This is a genomic window from uncultured Jatrophihabitans sp. (assembly GCF_964252635.1).
Lineage (GTDB): Bacteria > Actinomycetota > Actinomycetes > Mycobacteriales > Jatrophihabitantaceae > Jatrophihabitans.
The window spans coordinates 53,992-69,503 of sequence record NZ_CAXUNP010000019.1 but is presented as its reverse complement, the minus strand read 5'-3'; the positions used below and the strand labels follow the sequence as shown (position 1 = coordinate 69,503).

The following is a 15,512-nucleotide window of genomic DNA, read 5'->3' as shown; positions in this document are numbered from 1 at the left end:
CCCCCACCCCCTCCCCAAACTCAGGTGATCGATTGCGGATCCCGGCGACTATTCGACCCGTGTCCGCAGTTGATCACCGGAGGGAGCCGGTGCGGTGCCGTCCGCTAGGTTGCCGGTATGAGCGAACCCTCGGTCGACGCCGCGGGCCGCGCCGTCCTCACCGGTATCAGTTCCCGTGCCTTCGAACACCCCGCCGACCGGGCCGCGCTCACCGCGCTACGTTCCGTACCGGGCTTCGACCAGCTGATCCGGCTGGCGTCGGGCATGCTGCGCGAGCGGCAGTACCGGCTGGCCTACCTGGCCTCGTCGGTCCGGGTCGGTCCGCGGCAGTTCCCCGACCTCGACGCGTTGCTCACCGAGGTCGTCGGCGTGCTCGACGCACCGGAGCGTCCCGAGCTGTACGTCGTCAACGACCCGATGCCGAACGCCGTCACGCTGGGCGTCGACCGTCCGTTCATCGCGGTCACCAGCGGGCTCTACGAACTCACCGACGACGCGGAGCGGCGCGTCGTGCTCGGCCACGAGCTCGGGCACGCGATGTCCGGGCACGCGCTGTACCAGTCGCTGCTCATGCATCTGCTCAACCTGGCCGGCTCGTTCGGCTGGGTGCCCGCGGGCGGGCTCGGCCTGCGCGCGCTGATCGCGGCCCTGCGCGAGTGGGAACGCAAGGCCGAGCTGTCCGGCGACCGGGCCGGGTTGCTCGCCAGCCAGGACGTCGACGCGGCGCTGCGGTTGCAGATGAAGCTGGCCGGCGGCGCGCACCTCGACCGCATCGACGCCGACGCGTTCCTGGCCCAGGCGCAGGAGTACGAGAGCGCCGGCGACCTGCGCGACGGCGTGCTGAAGCTGCTCAACACCGAACGCACCAGCCATCCCTTCTCCGTCGTGCGGGCCGCCGAGATCCAGCGGTGGGCCAGCTCCGAGGAGTTCGGGCGCATCGTGGCCGGCGACTACCCGCTGCGATCCGACGACCGCGAGGCATCCTTCGGCGAGACGGCGAAGGAGGCGGCGCGGGCCTACCGCACCCGCATCGAGGAGTCGACCGACCCGTTGGTGGGTGCGGTGCGCGGGGTCGGGGCGACGGTGGGCACCGCGGCCGAGAGCGTCGTCGACTGGTTCAGCCGGATGGCCCGCGGCCCGGAGACGTCGGGTCGGCACGCCGATCACCGCGGCGAGACCGGTGCCGGTCCGGACCCAGAGCCTGAGCCCGGCGTCTGACATCGGCGATTAGCGTCGGCGGCCGACGCACCACCCGGGAACCCGGCGGGCGACTCGGGGGTTGAACACGGTGACGGGCCCCCGGCCCGGACAGGAGGAGCGATGAACGTCGGCAAGGTGTTGCTGGCCCTGCTCGCGATCTGGGTCCTGATGGGCATCGTCGGTTTCCTGATCAAGGGCCTGTTCTTCCTGTTCGTCATCGCCCTGGTGCTGTTCGGGTTCACCCTGGCCGGCGAGGGCCGACGACGAGGCATCCTCAAGCGCTAGCCTCGACGTCTTGTGGGCGTCGCGGGAGCACTGTTCGAGCTCGTCGCCCCCAGCCGGTTCGGCGCCAACTTCCGCCGGTTGCTCGCGTCGTCGTGGACGAGCAACCTCGGTGACGGCATCGCGGTCGCCGCCGGACCCCTGCTCGTCGCCTCGCAGACGCACAACGCGTTCCTCATCGCCAGCGCCGCCTCGCTGCAGTGGCTCGCGCCGCTGCTGTTCGGCCTGTCCGCCGGGGCGCTGTCCGACCGGCTCGACCGCCGGCTCATCGTCATCAGCGCCGACCTGGTCCGGGTGGGCATCCTGGCCCTGCTCGCGCTGTCGATCGTCACCCACACGGTGTCGATCGCCGTGGTGCTCGGGCTGCTGTTCGCGCTCGGCGTCGCCGAGGTCTTCGGCGACAACACCACCGCCACGCTGCTGCCCATGGTCGTCAGCCGCGACGACCTCGTCCTCGCCCAGCCGCGGTTGATGTTCGGCTTCATCACGGTGAACCGGCTCATCGGTCCACCCGTCGGCGCCGCCCTGTTCGCGGCCGGGATGGTCCTGCCGTTCGCCGGTCAGGCGGTGCTCGTCGCCGCCGGGGTGCTGTTCGTGTCCCGCCTGGTGCTGCCGCCGCTGCAGGCGCCGTCGACGCGGACCGTGCGGGCCGACGTCCGGGCCGGTTTCGGCTGGGTGCGCCGGCATGCGGCTGTGCGCACGCTGGTGCTGACGATCTTCGTCTTCAACCTGACGTTCGGTGCCGCCTGGTCGGTACTGGTGCTCTACTCGCGGGACCGCCTGGGCCTGGGGGCCGTCGGTTTCGGGCTGATCACGACCGTCGAGGCCGCCGGCGGGCTGCTGGGGACGGCGGGGTACGGCCGCCTCGTCCGGCATGTGAGCCTGGGCGCGATCATGCGCATCGGCCTGGTCATCGAGACGTTCACGCACCTCGTGCTGGCCGTGACAACCTCGCCCGCGGTGGCGCTGCCGACGTTCTTCGTCTTCGGCGCCCACGCCTTCGTCTGGAGCACGACGTCGGCGACGGTCCGGCAGCGGGCCGTCCCGCACGGGCTGCAGGGACGGGTCAACAGCGTCAACACGGTCGGCACCTTCGGCGGGCTGGTCATCGGCTCGGGGATCGGCGGGTTGCTGGCCGAGCACATCGGGCTGACTGCGCCGTTCTGGTTCGGCTTCGCCGGGTCGGCGCTGTTCCTGGTGCTGCTGTGGCGCCAGCTCGCCCACATCGCGCACGCGGACTCAGACGCGGACGCGGACGCAGACGCGGACTCAGACGCCCCGCACGCGCCGTGAACCCGAGTTGTCCGCGCTCCGTCGCGTCCCGGCTCGTCTTGGCGCGGACAACTCCGAAACGCCGCTCGGGTTGTCCGCCCTTCCGCGCGTCCCGGCTCGCCGGAGCGCGGACAACTCGTGGTGGCAGTGGCAGTGGCGGTGGCGGTGGCGGTGGTGGTCGTCGTCGTCAGGAGCGGCGGACGGTCCCGGCGAGGTGCGGCTTGCCGGAGCGAGCGGCGCGCACGTCGAGGTCCCAGCCACCGTCGACCGGCACCGCACCGATCGACACCGTCGAGGGCAGCGGCACGGGCAGCTTGAACGCCACCTCGTTGGTGAAGGCGTCCGGCAGGCGTCCCTCGAGCGAGGCCAGGGTCCGCGCCGCCAGCCACATGCCGTGCCCGATCGCCGACGGGAAGCCGAACAGCCGGGCCGACAACGGGTGCAGGTGGATCGGGTTGCGGTCGCCCGAGACCGCACCGTAGCGGCGGCCGACGTCGCCCGGCACCCGCAGCTGCACGGTCGGGCCCTGCTGCGGTCCGAGCTCGGTGCGTGGTCGCTTGCCGCCGTCCTTCGACGACGCGCCGCCCCGGCGCAGGTAGGTGCTGCGGCCGGTCCAGACGGTCTCGCCGTCGACGGTCACGTCGGCGAGCAGGTCGAGCTGGCGCCCGGCCGGGTGCGGACGCAGGTTGTCGGCCCGCACCGAGAACGAGAACGTCTCGTCCGCGGTCACCCGCCGGCGCACGGTGATGACGTTGTTGACGTGCACCAGGCCGACGAGCGGGAACGGGAACGCCGCCTCGGTCATCAGCGCCACCGACAGCGGGAACGCGAGCACGTGCAGGTAGGTCGGCGGCAGGACGTCGGAGACGCGGAACCCGCACACGTCGGCGTAGGCCTGCAGGTGTGCGCGTGAGATCGCCTGGTCCGCGAGTGTGTACGTCGAGTCGGGCAGGGTGTCGCCGCGGTGCAGCGGCCCGGTGACCGCGGCGCGCGCGTACAGCGGCAGCAGCGACGGGGGCGAGGTCAGCGCCGGCACGGCGTCAGGCCCCGACGAGGTTCTGCCCGCACACCCGCAGCACCTGGCCGTTGACGCCACCCGCGCCGGGCGACGACAGCCACGACACCGCCTCGGCGACGTCGACCGGCAGGCCCGCCTGCTGCAGCGACGACAGCCGGCGGGCGACCTCGCGGGTAGCCAGGGGCATCTTGGCCGTCATCTCGGTGTCGATGAACCCCGGTGCGACGGCATTGATCGTCGACGCCCCGTGCGCGGCGAACGACGCCGCCGACGACCGGACCAGGCCGATGACGCCGGCTTTGGTGGCGCCGTAGTTCGTCTGGCCGCGGTTGCCCGAGAACCCGGTGGTGGACGACAGGCAGACGACGCGCGAGCCGTCGTTGAGCTGGTCGCTGTCGAGCAGCGCCGCGTTGACCGACAGCTGCGACTGCAGGTTGACGGCGATGACCGAGTCCCACTGCTCGGGCTTCATGTTGGCCATCAGCTTGTCGCGGGTGATGCCGGCGTTGTGCACGAGGATGTCGAGACCGTCGGTGTGCGAGTGCAGGTGCTCGAGCAGGCGCTGCGGCGCGTCGGCCGCGGCGACGTCGAGGTGCAGCGCGGTGCCGCCGACCTGGTTGGCGACCTTGGCCAGCGCCTCACCGGCCTGGGTGAGGTCGGCGACGACGACGTTCGCGCCGTCGCGGGCCAGCACGCCGGCGATGGCCGCGCCGATCCCGCGTGCGGCACCGGTGACCAGGGCGGTCTTGCCCGCCAGCGGCTGGTCCCAGTCGTCCGGCGCCGGGGCGGTACCGGGGCCGAGCAGCAGCGGCTGCCCGTCGACGTACGCCGAGCGACCGGACAGCAGGAAGCGCAGCGCCGACGCCAGCGACGCCTCGTCGGCCACCCACAGCAGGTTCGCGGTGGCGCCGCGGCGCAGCTCCTTGGCCAGCGAGCGGACGATGCCGTCGAGCGCCTGCCGGGTGGCGTCGACGGCGATGTCGGCGCCGTCGGCGGGCAACCCGAGGACGATGACCCGGCCGGACGGGCCGAGCGCCTTGACGCCGGGCGCGAGGAACGCCCGCAGCGCCGCGAGGTCGGCCGGCGCGGCGACCGAGCGGGCGTCGAGCACGACGGCCGCGACCTTCTCACCGTCGAACACCTTGTCGATGTCGTCGACGACCTCGACCCCGGCCTGCGTGATCAGCTTCTTCAGCGCCGCGGCCGGACGGCCCGCGGTCGAGCCGAGCAGCACCGCGCCGGGCAGCAACGGGTCACCGGACCGGAAGCGGCGCAGCACCGAGGGCTGCGGCAGGCCGACGCGCGAGGCGACGGCCGAGCCCACGGAGGAGTTGACGAGCGACAGGTACCGGTCGGACATGAGTGAGCTGGCCTTCTCTCTGCGTTTGCTTCGTTGCTCAGTTGGCTTCGAGGCCTAGTTGGCTTCGAGACCAAGTTGGCGTCGGGGCCCAGTGGGCTTCGAGACCAAGTTGGCGTCGGGGCCCAGTGGGCTTCGAGGCCTAGTTGGCTTCCAGGATGGCGGTGACGCCCTGGCCACCGGCCGCGCAGATCGAGATCAACCCACGCCCCGATCCCTTCTCGTGCAGCATCTTCGCCAGCGCGGCGACGATGCGCCCGCCGGTCGCGGCGAACGGGTGACCCGCGGCGAGCGACGAGCCGTTGACGTTGAGCCGGCTGCGGTCGACCGAGCCGAAGGACCCGGCGAGCCCGAGCCGGGCGCGGCCGAACTCCGGGTCCTCCCACGCCTTCATCGTGGCGAGCACGGTGCCGGCGAAGGCCTCGTGGATCTCGATGAAGTCGAAGTCGTCGAAGGTCAGCTTGTTGCGGGCCAGCAGGCGCGGCACCGCGTAGACCGGGGCCATGAGCAGGCCGTCGTACTTCTTGTCGCCGTGCACGTAGTCCACGGCGGCGGTCTCGGCGTCGACCACGTGCGCGAGTACCGGCAGGTGGTGCTCGGCGGCCCACTCGTCGCTGGCGAGCAGAACGGCCGACGCGCCGTCCGTGAGCGGCGTCGAGTTGCCGGCGGTCATCGTCGCCTCGTCGCCGTAGCTCTTGCCGAAAGCAGGCGAGAGCTTGGCGAGCTTCTCGACGGTGGAGTCGCCCCGCAGGTTCTGGTCGCGCGACAGCCCGAGGAACGGGGTGATGAGGTCGTCCTGGAACCCGCGCTCGTAGGCGGCGGCCAGGTTCCGGTGCGACGCGGCGGCGAGCTCGTCCTGCGCCTCGCGGGTGATGCCCCACTCCCGCGTGGTCACGGCCTGGTGCTCGCCCATGGACAGCCCGGTGCGCGGCTCGAGGTTCTGCGGGATGGCCGGTGCGAGCTGGTTCGGACGCAGCCCGCCGAGCGCCTTGAGGCGACCGGCGAGGGTCTTGGCGCGGTTGGCCTCGAGCAGCACCGCGCGCAGCTCCTCGTTGACGGCGATCGGGGCGTCCGAGGTGGTGTCGACCCCGGCCGCGACCGCCGAGTCGATCTGGCCCAGCGCGATCTTGTTCGCGGTCAGGATGACCGTCTCCAGGCCCGTGCCGCAGGCCTGCTGGACGTCGTAGGCGGGCGTGTCGGCGGACAGCCGCGAACCCAGCACCGCCTCCCGGGTCAGGTTGAAGTCGCGGCTGTGCTTGAGCACTGCGCCCGCGGCGACCTCGCCGAGGCGCTCGTCCTGCAGGCCGAAGCGGGCGACGAGCCCGTCCAGCGTGGCGGTGAGCATGTCCTGGTTGCTGGCGTGCGCGTACGGGCCGTTCGAGCGGGCGAACGGGATGCGGTTGCCACCGACGACGGCGGCCTGGCGGGTGGTCACGGCACTCTCCCCCATACGACAACTGCGGCAGCCGGATCGGCTACTGCCTGGTAACCACGGTATCGGCTACTTTGGGTCACGGAAAGCTGGTGTGGTCGGGCGAACAGCGGCCTACCCAGGACGAGGGAGCGGACATGGTCGATCGCGACGTCGGCTGGACCGACGGCCGCAGCTCCCGGTGGGACGACCACCGCGCCGCGCGCCGTGAGCAGCTCATCGACGCGGCTGTCGTGGCCATCAAGGAGTTCGGCACCGACGCCGGCATGGACCAGATCGCGGCCGCGGCGCGCACCAGCAAGCCGGTGATCTACCGCTATTTCGCGGACAAGAACGAGCTCTACCGGGCCCTCGGCGAGCGCGTCATCGGGGTGATCGCCCGCGCGCTGCAGCGCGTGCAGGACGAGGCCGAGCCGCAGGTGCTGGTCGCGGCGTCCATCGACGCCTACCTGCAGCTGCTCGCCGACAACCCCGAGCTGTTCCAGTTCGTCACGTCCCACCGGTCGCTGCACGAGGCCCGTCCCGGCGAGCCCACCGCGTTCGAGTTCGCCCGTCCGGTGGCCGAGGTGCTGACCACCTCGCTGGGCCGGCGCCTGGCCGAGGTGGGCCTGGACCCCCGTGGCGCCCGCCCGTGGGGCGAGGCCATCGTCGGCTTCATCGAGGCCGCCAGCCTGTGGTGGATCGAGCACCCGGACGTGATGACCCGTGACGAGCTGCGCGACTACCTCAGCGCCCTGCTCTGGGGCGGCGTCGCCGGTGTGCTGCAGGGCGCCGGCCAGCAGGTCGACCCCCGGCCCGCACCGGGGATCTTCGCGCCACTGCCCGCCGACGCCGACGCGTGATCGGGGTAGACCGACGGCCATGACCCAACGTGGCCCGCATGCAGCGGCCGACGTCCTGCGTCCGCAGCTGGAGTCCGAGGTCGGGCACCTGCGGCACGTCATCACCCACCGGCCCGGACGCGAGCTCGACCGCCTGACGCCGACGAACATGCACGCCCTGCTCTTCGACGACGTGCCGTGGGCCGCGCGGGCCCGGGAGGAGCACGACCAGTTCGTCGACGTCCTCACCGGACGAGGCGCAACCGTGCACCGGTTCGAGGAACTGCTGGCCGGCGCCCTCGACACCCCGGACGGCCGGCACTTCGTGAGCGAGCGCACCTGCACCGCCGAGCGCTTCGGCGAGCAGATGGCGCACTCGCTGCGCAGGCTGTTCGACGACGTCGACGCACGGACCCTCGCCGGGCTGCTGATCGGCGGGATCCTGAAGTCCGACTTCACCCGAGGCGCGCTGACCGGGCTGCGCTGGCAGGCCTACGGCGACGACGACATCGTGTTGCCGCCGCTGCCGAACACGCTGTTCCAGCGCGACAACTCCGCGTGGATCGGGGCGGGCGTCACCGTCAACCCGATGGCCAAGCTGGCCCGTCAGCGCGAGTCGATCCACACGCGGGCCGTCTACCGCTACCACCCACTGTTCCGCGACGCGGACTTCCACCTGTTCTGGGGCGACGACGACCGTGACCACCGCCCGGCCACGCTCGAGGGCGGCGACCTGCTGGTCGTGGCGCCCGGGGTGGTGCTGATCGGCATGGGCGAGCGCACCACGCCGAGCGCGGTCGAGCTGCTGGCCCGGCGGCTGTTCACCACCGGCACCGCCCATCTCGTCATCGCCCTCGACCTGCCCCAGGCGCGGGCCATGATGCACCTGGACACCGTCCTGACCATGGTCGACCGCGCGAGTTTCGTCGCCTACCCGCAGCTCGACCTCGATCAGGCCCGGGCCTGGACGGTGACCCCCGGCCACGACGAGTCCGAGCCGCTGCACGTCGAGGCGGCGCCCTCGCTGCAGGCCGTGCTGACCGACGCGCTGCAGGTCGACACGGTGACGATCCTGCGCGCCGGCGCGGACAGCCGGGCCGCCGAACGCGAGCAGTGGAGCGACGGCAACAACTACCTGGCGGTCGAGCCCGGCGTGGTCGTCGGCTACGACCGCAACACCGTCACCAACGCCCTGCTCGAGGCGGCCGGCATCGAGGTGCTGGCCATCTCGGGCGGCGAGCTGGGCCGCGGCCGCGGCGGGGCACGGTGCATGACCTGCCCCGTCGTCCGCGACCCGGTGTTTCGTGACCCCGTGGGGTGAGCCGCACACCACGTTCCGGGTGAACGAAGGGTGACGGTTGTCCGAATGGTGGCTGACTGATGTATCGTGCTGATACATCAGGCCGAGACGTTCGGCCTGGCCACAACCGGGGCCCGTCGACACGGGCCACCGAACTCGGAGCGGGGGCGATCGCGTGTTGGAGATCGCCGTCCTCGGGCTGCTGAACGAGAGCCCGATGCACGGGTACGAGCTGCGCAAGCGGCTCTCCGGCCTGCTCGGCACCTTCCGGGCCTTCTCCTACGGCTCGCTCTACCCGACCCTCCGCAAGCTCTCCGAGGCCGGGTGGATCTACGACGAGTCGCCGACCGAGGACACCGCGGCCTCGGGACGCTCCCGTCGCGGCAAGCGGGTCTACCGCCTCACCGCCGACGGCAAGGAGCACCTCGCCGAACTGCTGGCCGAGGTCGGGCCCGACGCGTTCGAGGAGGAGGGCTTCGGCGCGCGCCTGGCCTTCTTCGCCCAGACGCGGTCGGACATCCGGCTGCGGATCCTCGAAGGCCGGCGTCGCCGGGTCGAGGAACAGCGCGACGGCATGACCTCAGCTCTCACCCGTACCGGCCAACGTGTCGACCGGTACACCCGGGAGCTGCACCAACACGGGCTCGAGGCCGTGGACCGCGAGGTCCGGTGGCTCGACGAGCTCATCGAGCACGAGCGCTCGGACGCGCCCCCGCGCGACCGCTGAGCACCACCCAGCACGTCACCGTCCCAGCACGTCACATCAACAACAACCACGAAGGAGGAGCCCAGATGGGTTCGCAATCCACCGGAAGCATCCGGGTCGCCATCGTCGGTGTGGGCAACTGCGCTGCATCCCTGGTCCAGGGCGTCCACTTCTACCGCGACGCCGACCCGACGCAGAAGGTCCCCGGCCTGATGCACGTGACCTTCGGCGACTACCACGTCAGCGACATCGAGTTCGTCGCCGCGTTCGACGTCGATTCCAAGAAGGTCGGCCTCGACCTCTCGCAGGCCATCGAGGCCAGCGAGAACAACACGATCAAGATCTGCGACGTCCCGCAGCTCGACGTGCCCGTGCAGCGCGGCCACACCCTCGACGGCCTCGGCAAGTACTACCGCGAGACCATCACCGAGTCCGACGAGACCCCGGTCGACATCGTCGCCGCTCTCAAGGAGACCCGGGCCGACGTCCTGATCTGCTACCTGCCCGTCGGCTCCGAGGCCGCCGCGAAGTTCTACGCGCAGTGCGCCATCGACGCCCAGGTCGCGTTCGTCAACGCGCTGCCGGTGTTCATCGCCAGCACCCCGGAGTGGGCGCAGAAGTTCGCCGACGCCGGCGTCCCGATCGTCGGCGACGACATCAAGAGCCAGGTCGGCGCGACCATCACGCACCGCGTGCTCACCAAGCTGTTCGAGGACCGCGGCGTCGAGGTGCAGCGCACCTACCAGCTCAACGTCGGCGGCAACATGGACTTCAAGAACATGCTCGAGCGCGACCGCCTGGAGTCCAAGAAGATCTCCAAGACCCAGTCGGTCACCTCGCAGGTCCCCGACCGCGACATGGGCGCCCGCAACGTGCACATCGGCCCGTCGGACTACGTCGCGTGGCTCGACGACCGCAAGTGGGCCTTCGTCCGCCTCGAGGGCAAGACGTTCGGCGACGTCCCGCTGAACCTCGAGTACAAGCTCGAGGTGTGGGACTCCCCCAACTCGGCCGGCATCATCATCGACGCGCTCCGCGCAGCGAAGATCGCCAAGGACCGTGGCATCGGCGGCGCGCTGCTCTCGGCGTCGAGCTACTTCATGAAGTCCCCGCCGGTGCAGTACTTCGACGACGAGGCGAAGAAGGCCGTGCAGGACTTCATCGACGGCACCGTCGAGCGCTGAGCGATCGCACCAGCACCACGCACGACGAAGGCACGACGAAGGCCGGTCCCCTCGGGGGCCGGCCTTCAGTGTTTCTCCACCCGGACTCAACCCGCGGGTTGATTCGCCGCCCGTCCTTTCGGACGAGAGTTCTGGTCATGACAACCACCGACTGGATCATCGACATCGTCCTCATCGTCATCGTGCTCCGACAGATCCGCGAGGCCCGCATCGACCGCCGCTTCGTGCTGATCCCGGTGGGCATCGTGGCCTACACCGCGTCGCACTACCTGACCTCGATCCCGACCGACGGCAACAACGTCGCCTACGTCGCCGGCCTGACCGCGCTGGGCGTCGCACTCGGCGTCGCCGGTGGCTTCGCGACCCACGTCCGGGCCGCGGCCGGCCACGGCTACGCCCGCGCCGGCCTCGTCGCCGCCTCGCTCTGGGTGGCCAGCATGGGCGCCCGGATGGCGTTCCTGGTCTGGATCAGCTACGGCTCCGGCAAGGACTGGCTGCGCGACTACAGCATCGCCCACCACATCACCAGCGGCGACGTCTGGCAGACCGGCCTGGTGCTGATGGCGCTCGGCGAGGTCGTGGTCCGCGTCGGCATCATCGTGGCCCGCAGCGAGCAGGCCAAGCGGGTCGAGCGGGCCGAGGCGCAGCACCCGGCCGCCGAGCAGCTGGTCGCCGCCTGAGGCGATCACCTCCCGAGTTGTCCGCGCTCAGACGTGCTGTATCGCGTCCGGGCGCGGACAACTCGTATCGGCGCCGAGAGTTGTCCGCGCTCAGACGAGCTACCCCTCGTGTGGGCGCGGACAACTCGTGGCGGCGCAGGATCAGTTGACGCTGACGTCGGGCGGGAAGGTCGACACCAGCGACAGCGGCGGGGGCTGGCGACGCAGCACGTGGGCCCACATGCGCCGCGGCTGCTCGCTGAACAGGTCGTCCGGACCGCCGGGCAACACCCACCAGGCGCCCTCATCCAGTTCGTGCTCGAGCTGGCCCGGCGACCAGCCGGCATGGCCGGCGAAGACCCGCAGGCTGCGGGCCAGCGGGGCGATGACGGTGACGTCGCCGTCCAGATCGACGGTGGACACCCCGTCGACCACCTCGTGCCGTCCGTCAGCGTCGTGCTGCCCGTCCGGTCGCTCCTCGATGAGCGCGGGGTCGTCGGCGTCGGTGTCGCGGTCGAGCAGGCCGAGGCACAGCGCCCCGTCGGGCTGCACCGGGCCGCCGCCGAACACGACGGCCGGGCCGCTGACCGCGTCGTGCCAGTCCGGCAGCACCTGGCCGACGGGGGTGTGGCTCGGCCGGTTCAGGATCACCCCGACCGTGCCGCCGCCGTCGTGCTCGAGTAAATAGACGACGGTGCGACGGAAGTGCGCGTCGGTCAGCAGCGGCGTGGCCACGAGCAACCGCCCGGCGGCAGGCTCGACCCCCTTCACCGCCGCCCAGTCCGCCGACTCCATGGCCGCATTGTGGTCCGTGCGGGCGCTCGCGGCCAGCGCACCCGCCGCGCGCACGCTCGCGACTGGGAGACTCGTGTCGTGGCCCTGCGATCGCATCACCTGCTCGCGGCGCTCGCCCACCCGGGCTTCCGCAGGCTGTTCCGGGTCCGCCTCGCCGGCCAGGTCGGTGACGGCGTGTTCCAGGCCAGCCTCGCCGGCGCGGTGCTGTTCGACCCGCAACGGGCCGGGCATGCCGCCGACGTCGCCGCCGCGTTCGCCGTGCTGCTGTTGCCGTACTCGGTCATCGGCCCGTTCGCCGGCGTGCTCATCGACCGCTGGTGGCGCCGCCGCGTGCTGGCCGTCGGCAACCTCGTGCGGGGCGTCGCGGTGCTGGGCGTCGCCGCCGAGCTGGCCGCCGGCGTGCAGGGGGTCGCCTTCTACGCCTCCGGTCTGGTGGTCATCTCCCTGAGCCGGTTCGTGCTCTCGACGCTGTCCGCCGCGCTGCCCCGCGTCGTGGACGAGGCCGAGCTGGTGACGGCGAACGCGCTGACCTCCACCGCCGGGACGGTCGCGGCGGCACTGGGTGGCGGCGCGGCCATCGGCATCCGCACCCTGCTCGGCACCGGCGACGCCGACTACGCCGCGGTCGCCGCGCTGGCCGTCATCCCCTACGGCCTGGCCGCCCTCGCCGCACTCCGCTTCGGCCTGCGTGACCTCGGCCCGTCGGAGGACGAGCGGCGACGCCGGGAGACCCCGCGCGAGGTCGTCCGGGGGCTGGCCGCCGGCGCCCGTACCGTTCGCTCCGTCCCGCGGGTCGAGAACGGGCTGGCGATGATCGCGGTCCATCGCCTGCTCTACGGCGTCTGGACCGTCACGACGGTGCTGCTGTACCGCAACTACTTCACCAGCGACGGCGTCTTCCGGGCCGGGCTCGCCGGGCTCAGCCAGATCGTCATCGGTGTGGCGATCGGGGGCGGCCTGGCCTCCTTCATCACGCCCACGGGGTTCCGTCGCTTCGGTCCGGCCGTGTGGCCCGGGGTCATGCTGCTGGCCAGCGCCGTCGTCGAGGTCGTCTGCGGGCTCGCGTTCTCGATGCCGTGGCTGCTGCTGTCCGCCCTGCTGCTGGCCTTCACCTCGCAGTGCATCAAGATCAGCGTCGACACCGTCATCCAGCACGACGTCCCCGACGCGTTCCGCGGCCGGGTGTTCGCGCTCTACGACATGCTGTTCAACGTGGCGCTCGTGCTGGCGGCCACCATCACCGCGCTGGCGCTGCCCGAGAGCGGCCGCAGCCCGGTGGCCGTGGGGGCGCTCACCGCCGGCTGGGCGCTGGCGGCCGTGCTCTACGTCAGCCGGTCGACGCGCCGGGTCCGTGCTCTGCGTACCAGCGTCTGAGCTCGGCCACCGCGGCGTCGTGCTCCAGCGGGCCCTCCTGCATCCGCACCTCGAGCAGGTGCTTGTAGGCCCGGCCCACCAGCGGCCCCGGTGGGATGTCGAGCAGCCGCATGATCTCGTTGCCGTCGAGGTCCGGACGGACGGCGTCGAGCTGCTCCTGCTCCTGCAGCTGGGCGATGCGCTGCTCGAGGGTGTCGTACGCCGACGACAGCGCCGCCGCCTTGCGACGGTTGCGGGTGGTGCAGTCGGAGCGGACCAGCTTGTTCAGCCGGGGCAGCAGCGGCCCGGCGTCGACGACGTAGCGGCGGACGGCCGAGTCCGTCCACTGGCTGCTGCGGTAGCCGTAGAAGCGCAGGTGCAGGAAGACGAGCTGGCGGACCTCGTCGATGAGCTCCTTGCCGGCCCGCAACGCGCGGAGCCGGTCACGGGCCATCCGAGCGCCGACGACCTCGTGGTGGTGGAACGTCACCCGCCCGCCGGGCAGGAACTCCCGGGTGGCCGGCTTGCCGATGTCGTGCATCAGGGCCGCCCACCGGAGCACGAGGTCCGGCCCGTCCTGCTCCAGGTCGATGGCCTGGTCCAGCACCTGCAGGGTGTGGGCGTAGACGTCCTTGTGCTGGCCGTGCTCGTCGGCGGCCATCCGCAGCGCCGGCAGTTCGGGAAGCACCACGTCGGCCAGCCCGGTGTCCACCAGCGTCTCGAGCCCGGTGCGGGGGTGCGCCCCGAGCAGGAGCTTGGTCAGCTCGGCCAGCACCCGCTCGGGGGTGATCCGGCCCAGTTCCGCCGCCATGTCGGTCATCGCCGCGCGGACGGCGGGGTCGACGGTGACCCCCAGCGTCGACACGAACCGGGCGGCGCGCAGCATCCGCAAGGGGTCGTCGGCGAAGGACTCCTGCGGGGTACCCGGGGTCCGCAGCACGCCGCGGGCGAGGTCGGCCAGGCCGCCGAAGGGGTCGCTGAAGACCCGGTCGGTGGGCGCGTCGGCCGTCACCGACACGGCCATCGCGTTCATGGTGAAGTCCCGGCGGCGCAGGTCGTCGGTGAGCGTGTCGCCCCAGGCGACCTCCGGGTTGCGGCTGACCCGGTCGTAGCGGTCGGCCCGGAAGGTCGTGATCTCGCACGGCACCCCGTGCACCTGCGCACCGACCGTCCCGAAGGCGATGCCGGTGGTCCAGACCGCGGACGCGATAGGCTCGACGAGGGCGCGGATGCGCTCCGGCCGGGCGTCCGTGGCGAAGTCCAGGTCCGCACAGGCGCGGCCCATCAGCGCGTCGCGCACCGGACCCCCGACGAGGTGCAGCTCGTGGCCGGCGGCGGCGAACACCCGGCCCAGCTCGGCGGCGGCGGGGGGCACCGGCACCAGCTCGGCCGGGGACGCGGCCGACGTGGCGCTCATCGGGCGGGCCGCCGGCATCCGGATCGGCCCTCATGCGGTGTCACGGACGGCCAGCGTACCCACCCGCCGGTTACCATCGCGGCATGTCCCCGGGTCCCGAACAGCTGCCACCCCGGCCGGGACCGCACTCGGGTCACCCGCGCGGCAGCGCCTCGTCGCGGGGCTCGGGTGGCCCGAAATCCGGCGGCACGGGCTCGGGCGGCGCCGGCTCGAGCGGCGAATCCGGGTCGCGCCGCCGGCGCCGGCCGCGCCGCTGGCTGCGTCAGGTCGACGAGTTCAGCGCCGGCGGACTCGTCCTGGACCTCGCCGGGGAGATCCCGCGCGGGGCCCTCATCGGCCGTACCGACCGTCACGGACGGCTGCTGTGGTCGCTGCCGAAGGGCCACATCGAGGCCGGGGAGACCGCCGAGCAGGCGGCCGTCCGCGAGGTCGAGGAGGAGACCGGCATCGCCGGGATCATCGTGGCCGAGCTCGGCACCATCGACTTCTGGTTCGTGGCCGAGGGCCGGCGGATCCACAAGACCGTGCGGCACTACCTGATGCGGCGCACCGGCGGGGAACTCTCCGACGCCGACGTCGAGGTCGACGAGGTCGCCTGGGTGCCGCTGCCCGAGATCCGTGGTCAGCTCGCCTACCCCGACGAGCGCGGCCTCGTCGACACTGCGGGCAGGTTGCTCGCCGACAGCGCGTGAGCGACGCTTGCGGAGCGACAAGGG

The 15,512-nt window shown here is 72.1% G+C and carries 15 protein-coding genes; 10 read left to right on the top strand and 5 right to left on the bottom strand.

Features of this window, described 5'->3' with window-relative positions; genetic code table 11:
- The first annotated feature begins 117 nt into the window (after positions 1-117).
- The 3 genes from ACFFCA_RS10840 (at position 118) to ACFFCA_RS10830 (ending at position 2,775) form a co-directional block, all read left to right on the top strand.
- Positions 118-1,218, top strand: coding sequence for a M48 family metallopeptidase (locus tag ACFFCA_RS10840; RefSeq protein WP_375484610.1), 1,101 nt, complete (start codon positions 118-120; stop codon positions 1,216-1,218).
- Between the two features lie 102 nt (positions 1,219-1,320).
- Positions 1,321-1,485: a hypothetical protein gene (locus tag ACFFCA_RS10835; RefSeq protein WP_375484608.1), complete on the top strand. Its 165-nt coding sequence runs from the start codon at positions 1,321-1,323 to the stop codon at positions 1,483-1,485.
- A 12-nt stretch (positions 1,486-1,497) separates the two neighbouring features.
- Positions 1,498-2,775, top strand: a complete 1,278-nt coding sequence (locus ACFFCA_RS10830) for an MFS transporter (protein ID WP_375484606.1) — start codon at positions 1,498-1,500, stop codon at positions 2,773-2,775.
- A gap of 166 nt (positions 2,776-2,941) precedes the next feature.
- Here ACFFCA_RS10830 and ACFFCA_RS10825 read toward each other — a convergent pair whose 3' ends face one another.
- From ACFFCA_RS10825 to ACFFCA_RS10815, 3 genes are all read right to left on the bottom strand, one after another.
- The gene (locus ACFFCA_RS10825; RefSeq protein ID WP_375484604.1) at positions 2,942-3,790 is read right to left on the bottom strand and encodes a MaoC family dehydratase; all 849 of its coding nucleotides are present in this window, start codon (positions 3,788-3,790) and stop codon (positions 2,942-2,944) included.
- Between the two features lie 4 nt (positions 3,791-3,794).
- Positions 3,795-5,132: a 3-oxoacyl-ACP reductase gene (locus tag ACFFCA_RS10820; protein WP_375484602.1), complete on the bottom strand. Its 1,338-nt coding sequence runs from the start codon at positions 5,130-5,132 to the stop codon at positions 3,795-3,797.
- A 139-nt stretch (positions 5,133-5,271) separates the two neighbouring features.
- A complete protein-coding gene (locus ACFFCA_RS10815) occupies positions 5,272-6,579 on the bottom strand; it encodes an acetyl-CoA C-acetyltransferase (RefSeq protein ID WP_375484600.1) in 1,308 nt (435 codons plus the stop codon).
- Positions 6,580-6,698: 119 nt separating this feature from the next.
- Here ACFFCA_RS10815 and ACFFCA_RS10810 point away from each other — a divergent pair, with 119 nt between their 5' ends.
- The 5 genes from ACFFCA_RS10810 (at position 6,699) to ACFFCA_RS10790 (ending at position 11,252) form a co-directional block, all read left to right on the top strand.
- Positions 6,699-7,403 (top strand): TetR/AcrR family transcriptional regulator, encoded by a 705-nt coding sequence (locus ACFFCA_RS10810; RefSeq protein ID WP_375484598.1) that lies wholly within the window; start codon positions 6,699-6,701, stop codon positions 7,401-7,403.
- A gap of 19 nt (positions 7,404-7,422) precedes the next feature.
- A complete protein-coding gene (locus ACFFCA_RS10805; RefSeq protein WP_375484596.1) occupies positions 7,423-8,703 on the top strand; it encodes an arginine deiminase in 1,281 nt (426 codons plus the stop codon).
- Between the two features lie 154 nt (positions 8,704-8,857).
- Positions 8,858-9,409, top strand: a complete 552-nt coding sequence (locus ACFFCA_RS10800) for a PadR family transcriptional regulator (protein WP_375484594.1) — start codon at positions 8,858-8,860, stop codon at positions 9,407-9,409.
- 65 nt (positions 9,410-9,474) lie between these two features.
- Positions 9,475-10,572, top strand: coding sequence for an inositol-3-phosphate synthase (locus ACFFCA_RS10795; protein ID WP_375484592.1), 1,098 nt, complete (start codon positions 9,475-9,477; stop codon positions 10,570-10,572).
- Positions 10,573-10,709: 137 nt separating this feature from the next.
- Positions 10,710-11,252: a hypothetical protein gene (locus ACFFCA_RS10790; RefSeq protein ID WP_375484590.1), complete on the top strand. Its 543-nt coding sequence runs from the start codon at positions 10,710-10,712 to the stop codon at positions 11,250-11,252.
- Positions 11,253-11,393: 141 nt separating this feature from the next.
- Here the strand turns inward: ACFFCA_RS10790 and ACFFCA_RS10785 are convergent, their stop codons facing one another.
- Positions 11,394-12,026: a YqgE/AlgH family protein gene (locus ACFFCA_RS10785; protein ID WP_375484588.1), complete on the bottom strand. Its 633-nt coding sequence runs from the start codon at positions 12,024-12,026 to the stop codon at positions 11,394-11,396.
- A gap of 78 nt (positions 12,027-12,104) precedes the next feature.
- On the opposite strand from ACFFCA_RS10785, the gene ACFFCA_RS10780 reads away from it, so the two are divergent.
- Positions 12,105-13,400, top strand: a complete 1,296-nt coding sequence (locus ACFFCA_RS10780) for an MFS transporter (protein ID WP_375484586.1) — start codon at positions 12,105-12,107, stop codon at positions 13,398-13,400.
- On the opposite strand, the gene ACFFCA_RS10775 is transcribed toward ACFFCA_RS10780, so the two are convergent.
- Positions 13,354-14,796: a CCA tRNA nucleotidyltransferase gene (locus ACFFCA_RS10775; protein WP_375484584.1), complete on the bottom strand. Its 1,443-nt coding sequence runs from the start codon at positions 14,794-14,796 to the stop codon at positions 13,354-13,356. The two genes, ACFFCA_RS10780 and ACFFCA_RS10775, sit on opposite strands and share 47 nt — an antisense overlap.
- An 83-nt stretch (positions 14,797-14,879) precedes the next feature.
- Here ACFFCA_RS10775 and ACFFCA_RS10770 point away from each other — a divergent pair, with 83 nt between their 5' ends.
- Positions 14,880-15,488, top strand: coding sequence for an NUDIX hydrolase (locus tag ACFFCA_RS10770; RefSeq protein WP_375484582.1), 609 nt, complete (start codon positions 14,880-14,882; stop codon positions 15,486-15,488).
- Positions 15,489-15,512 lie beyond the last annotated feature (24 nt).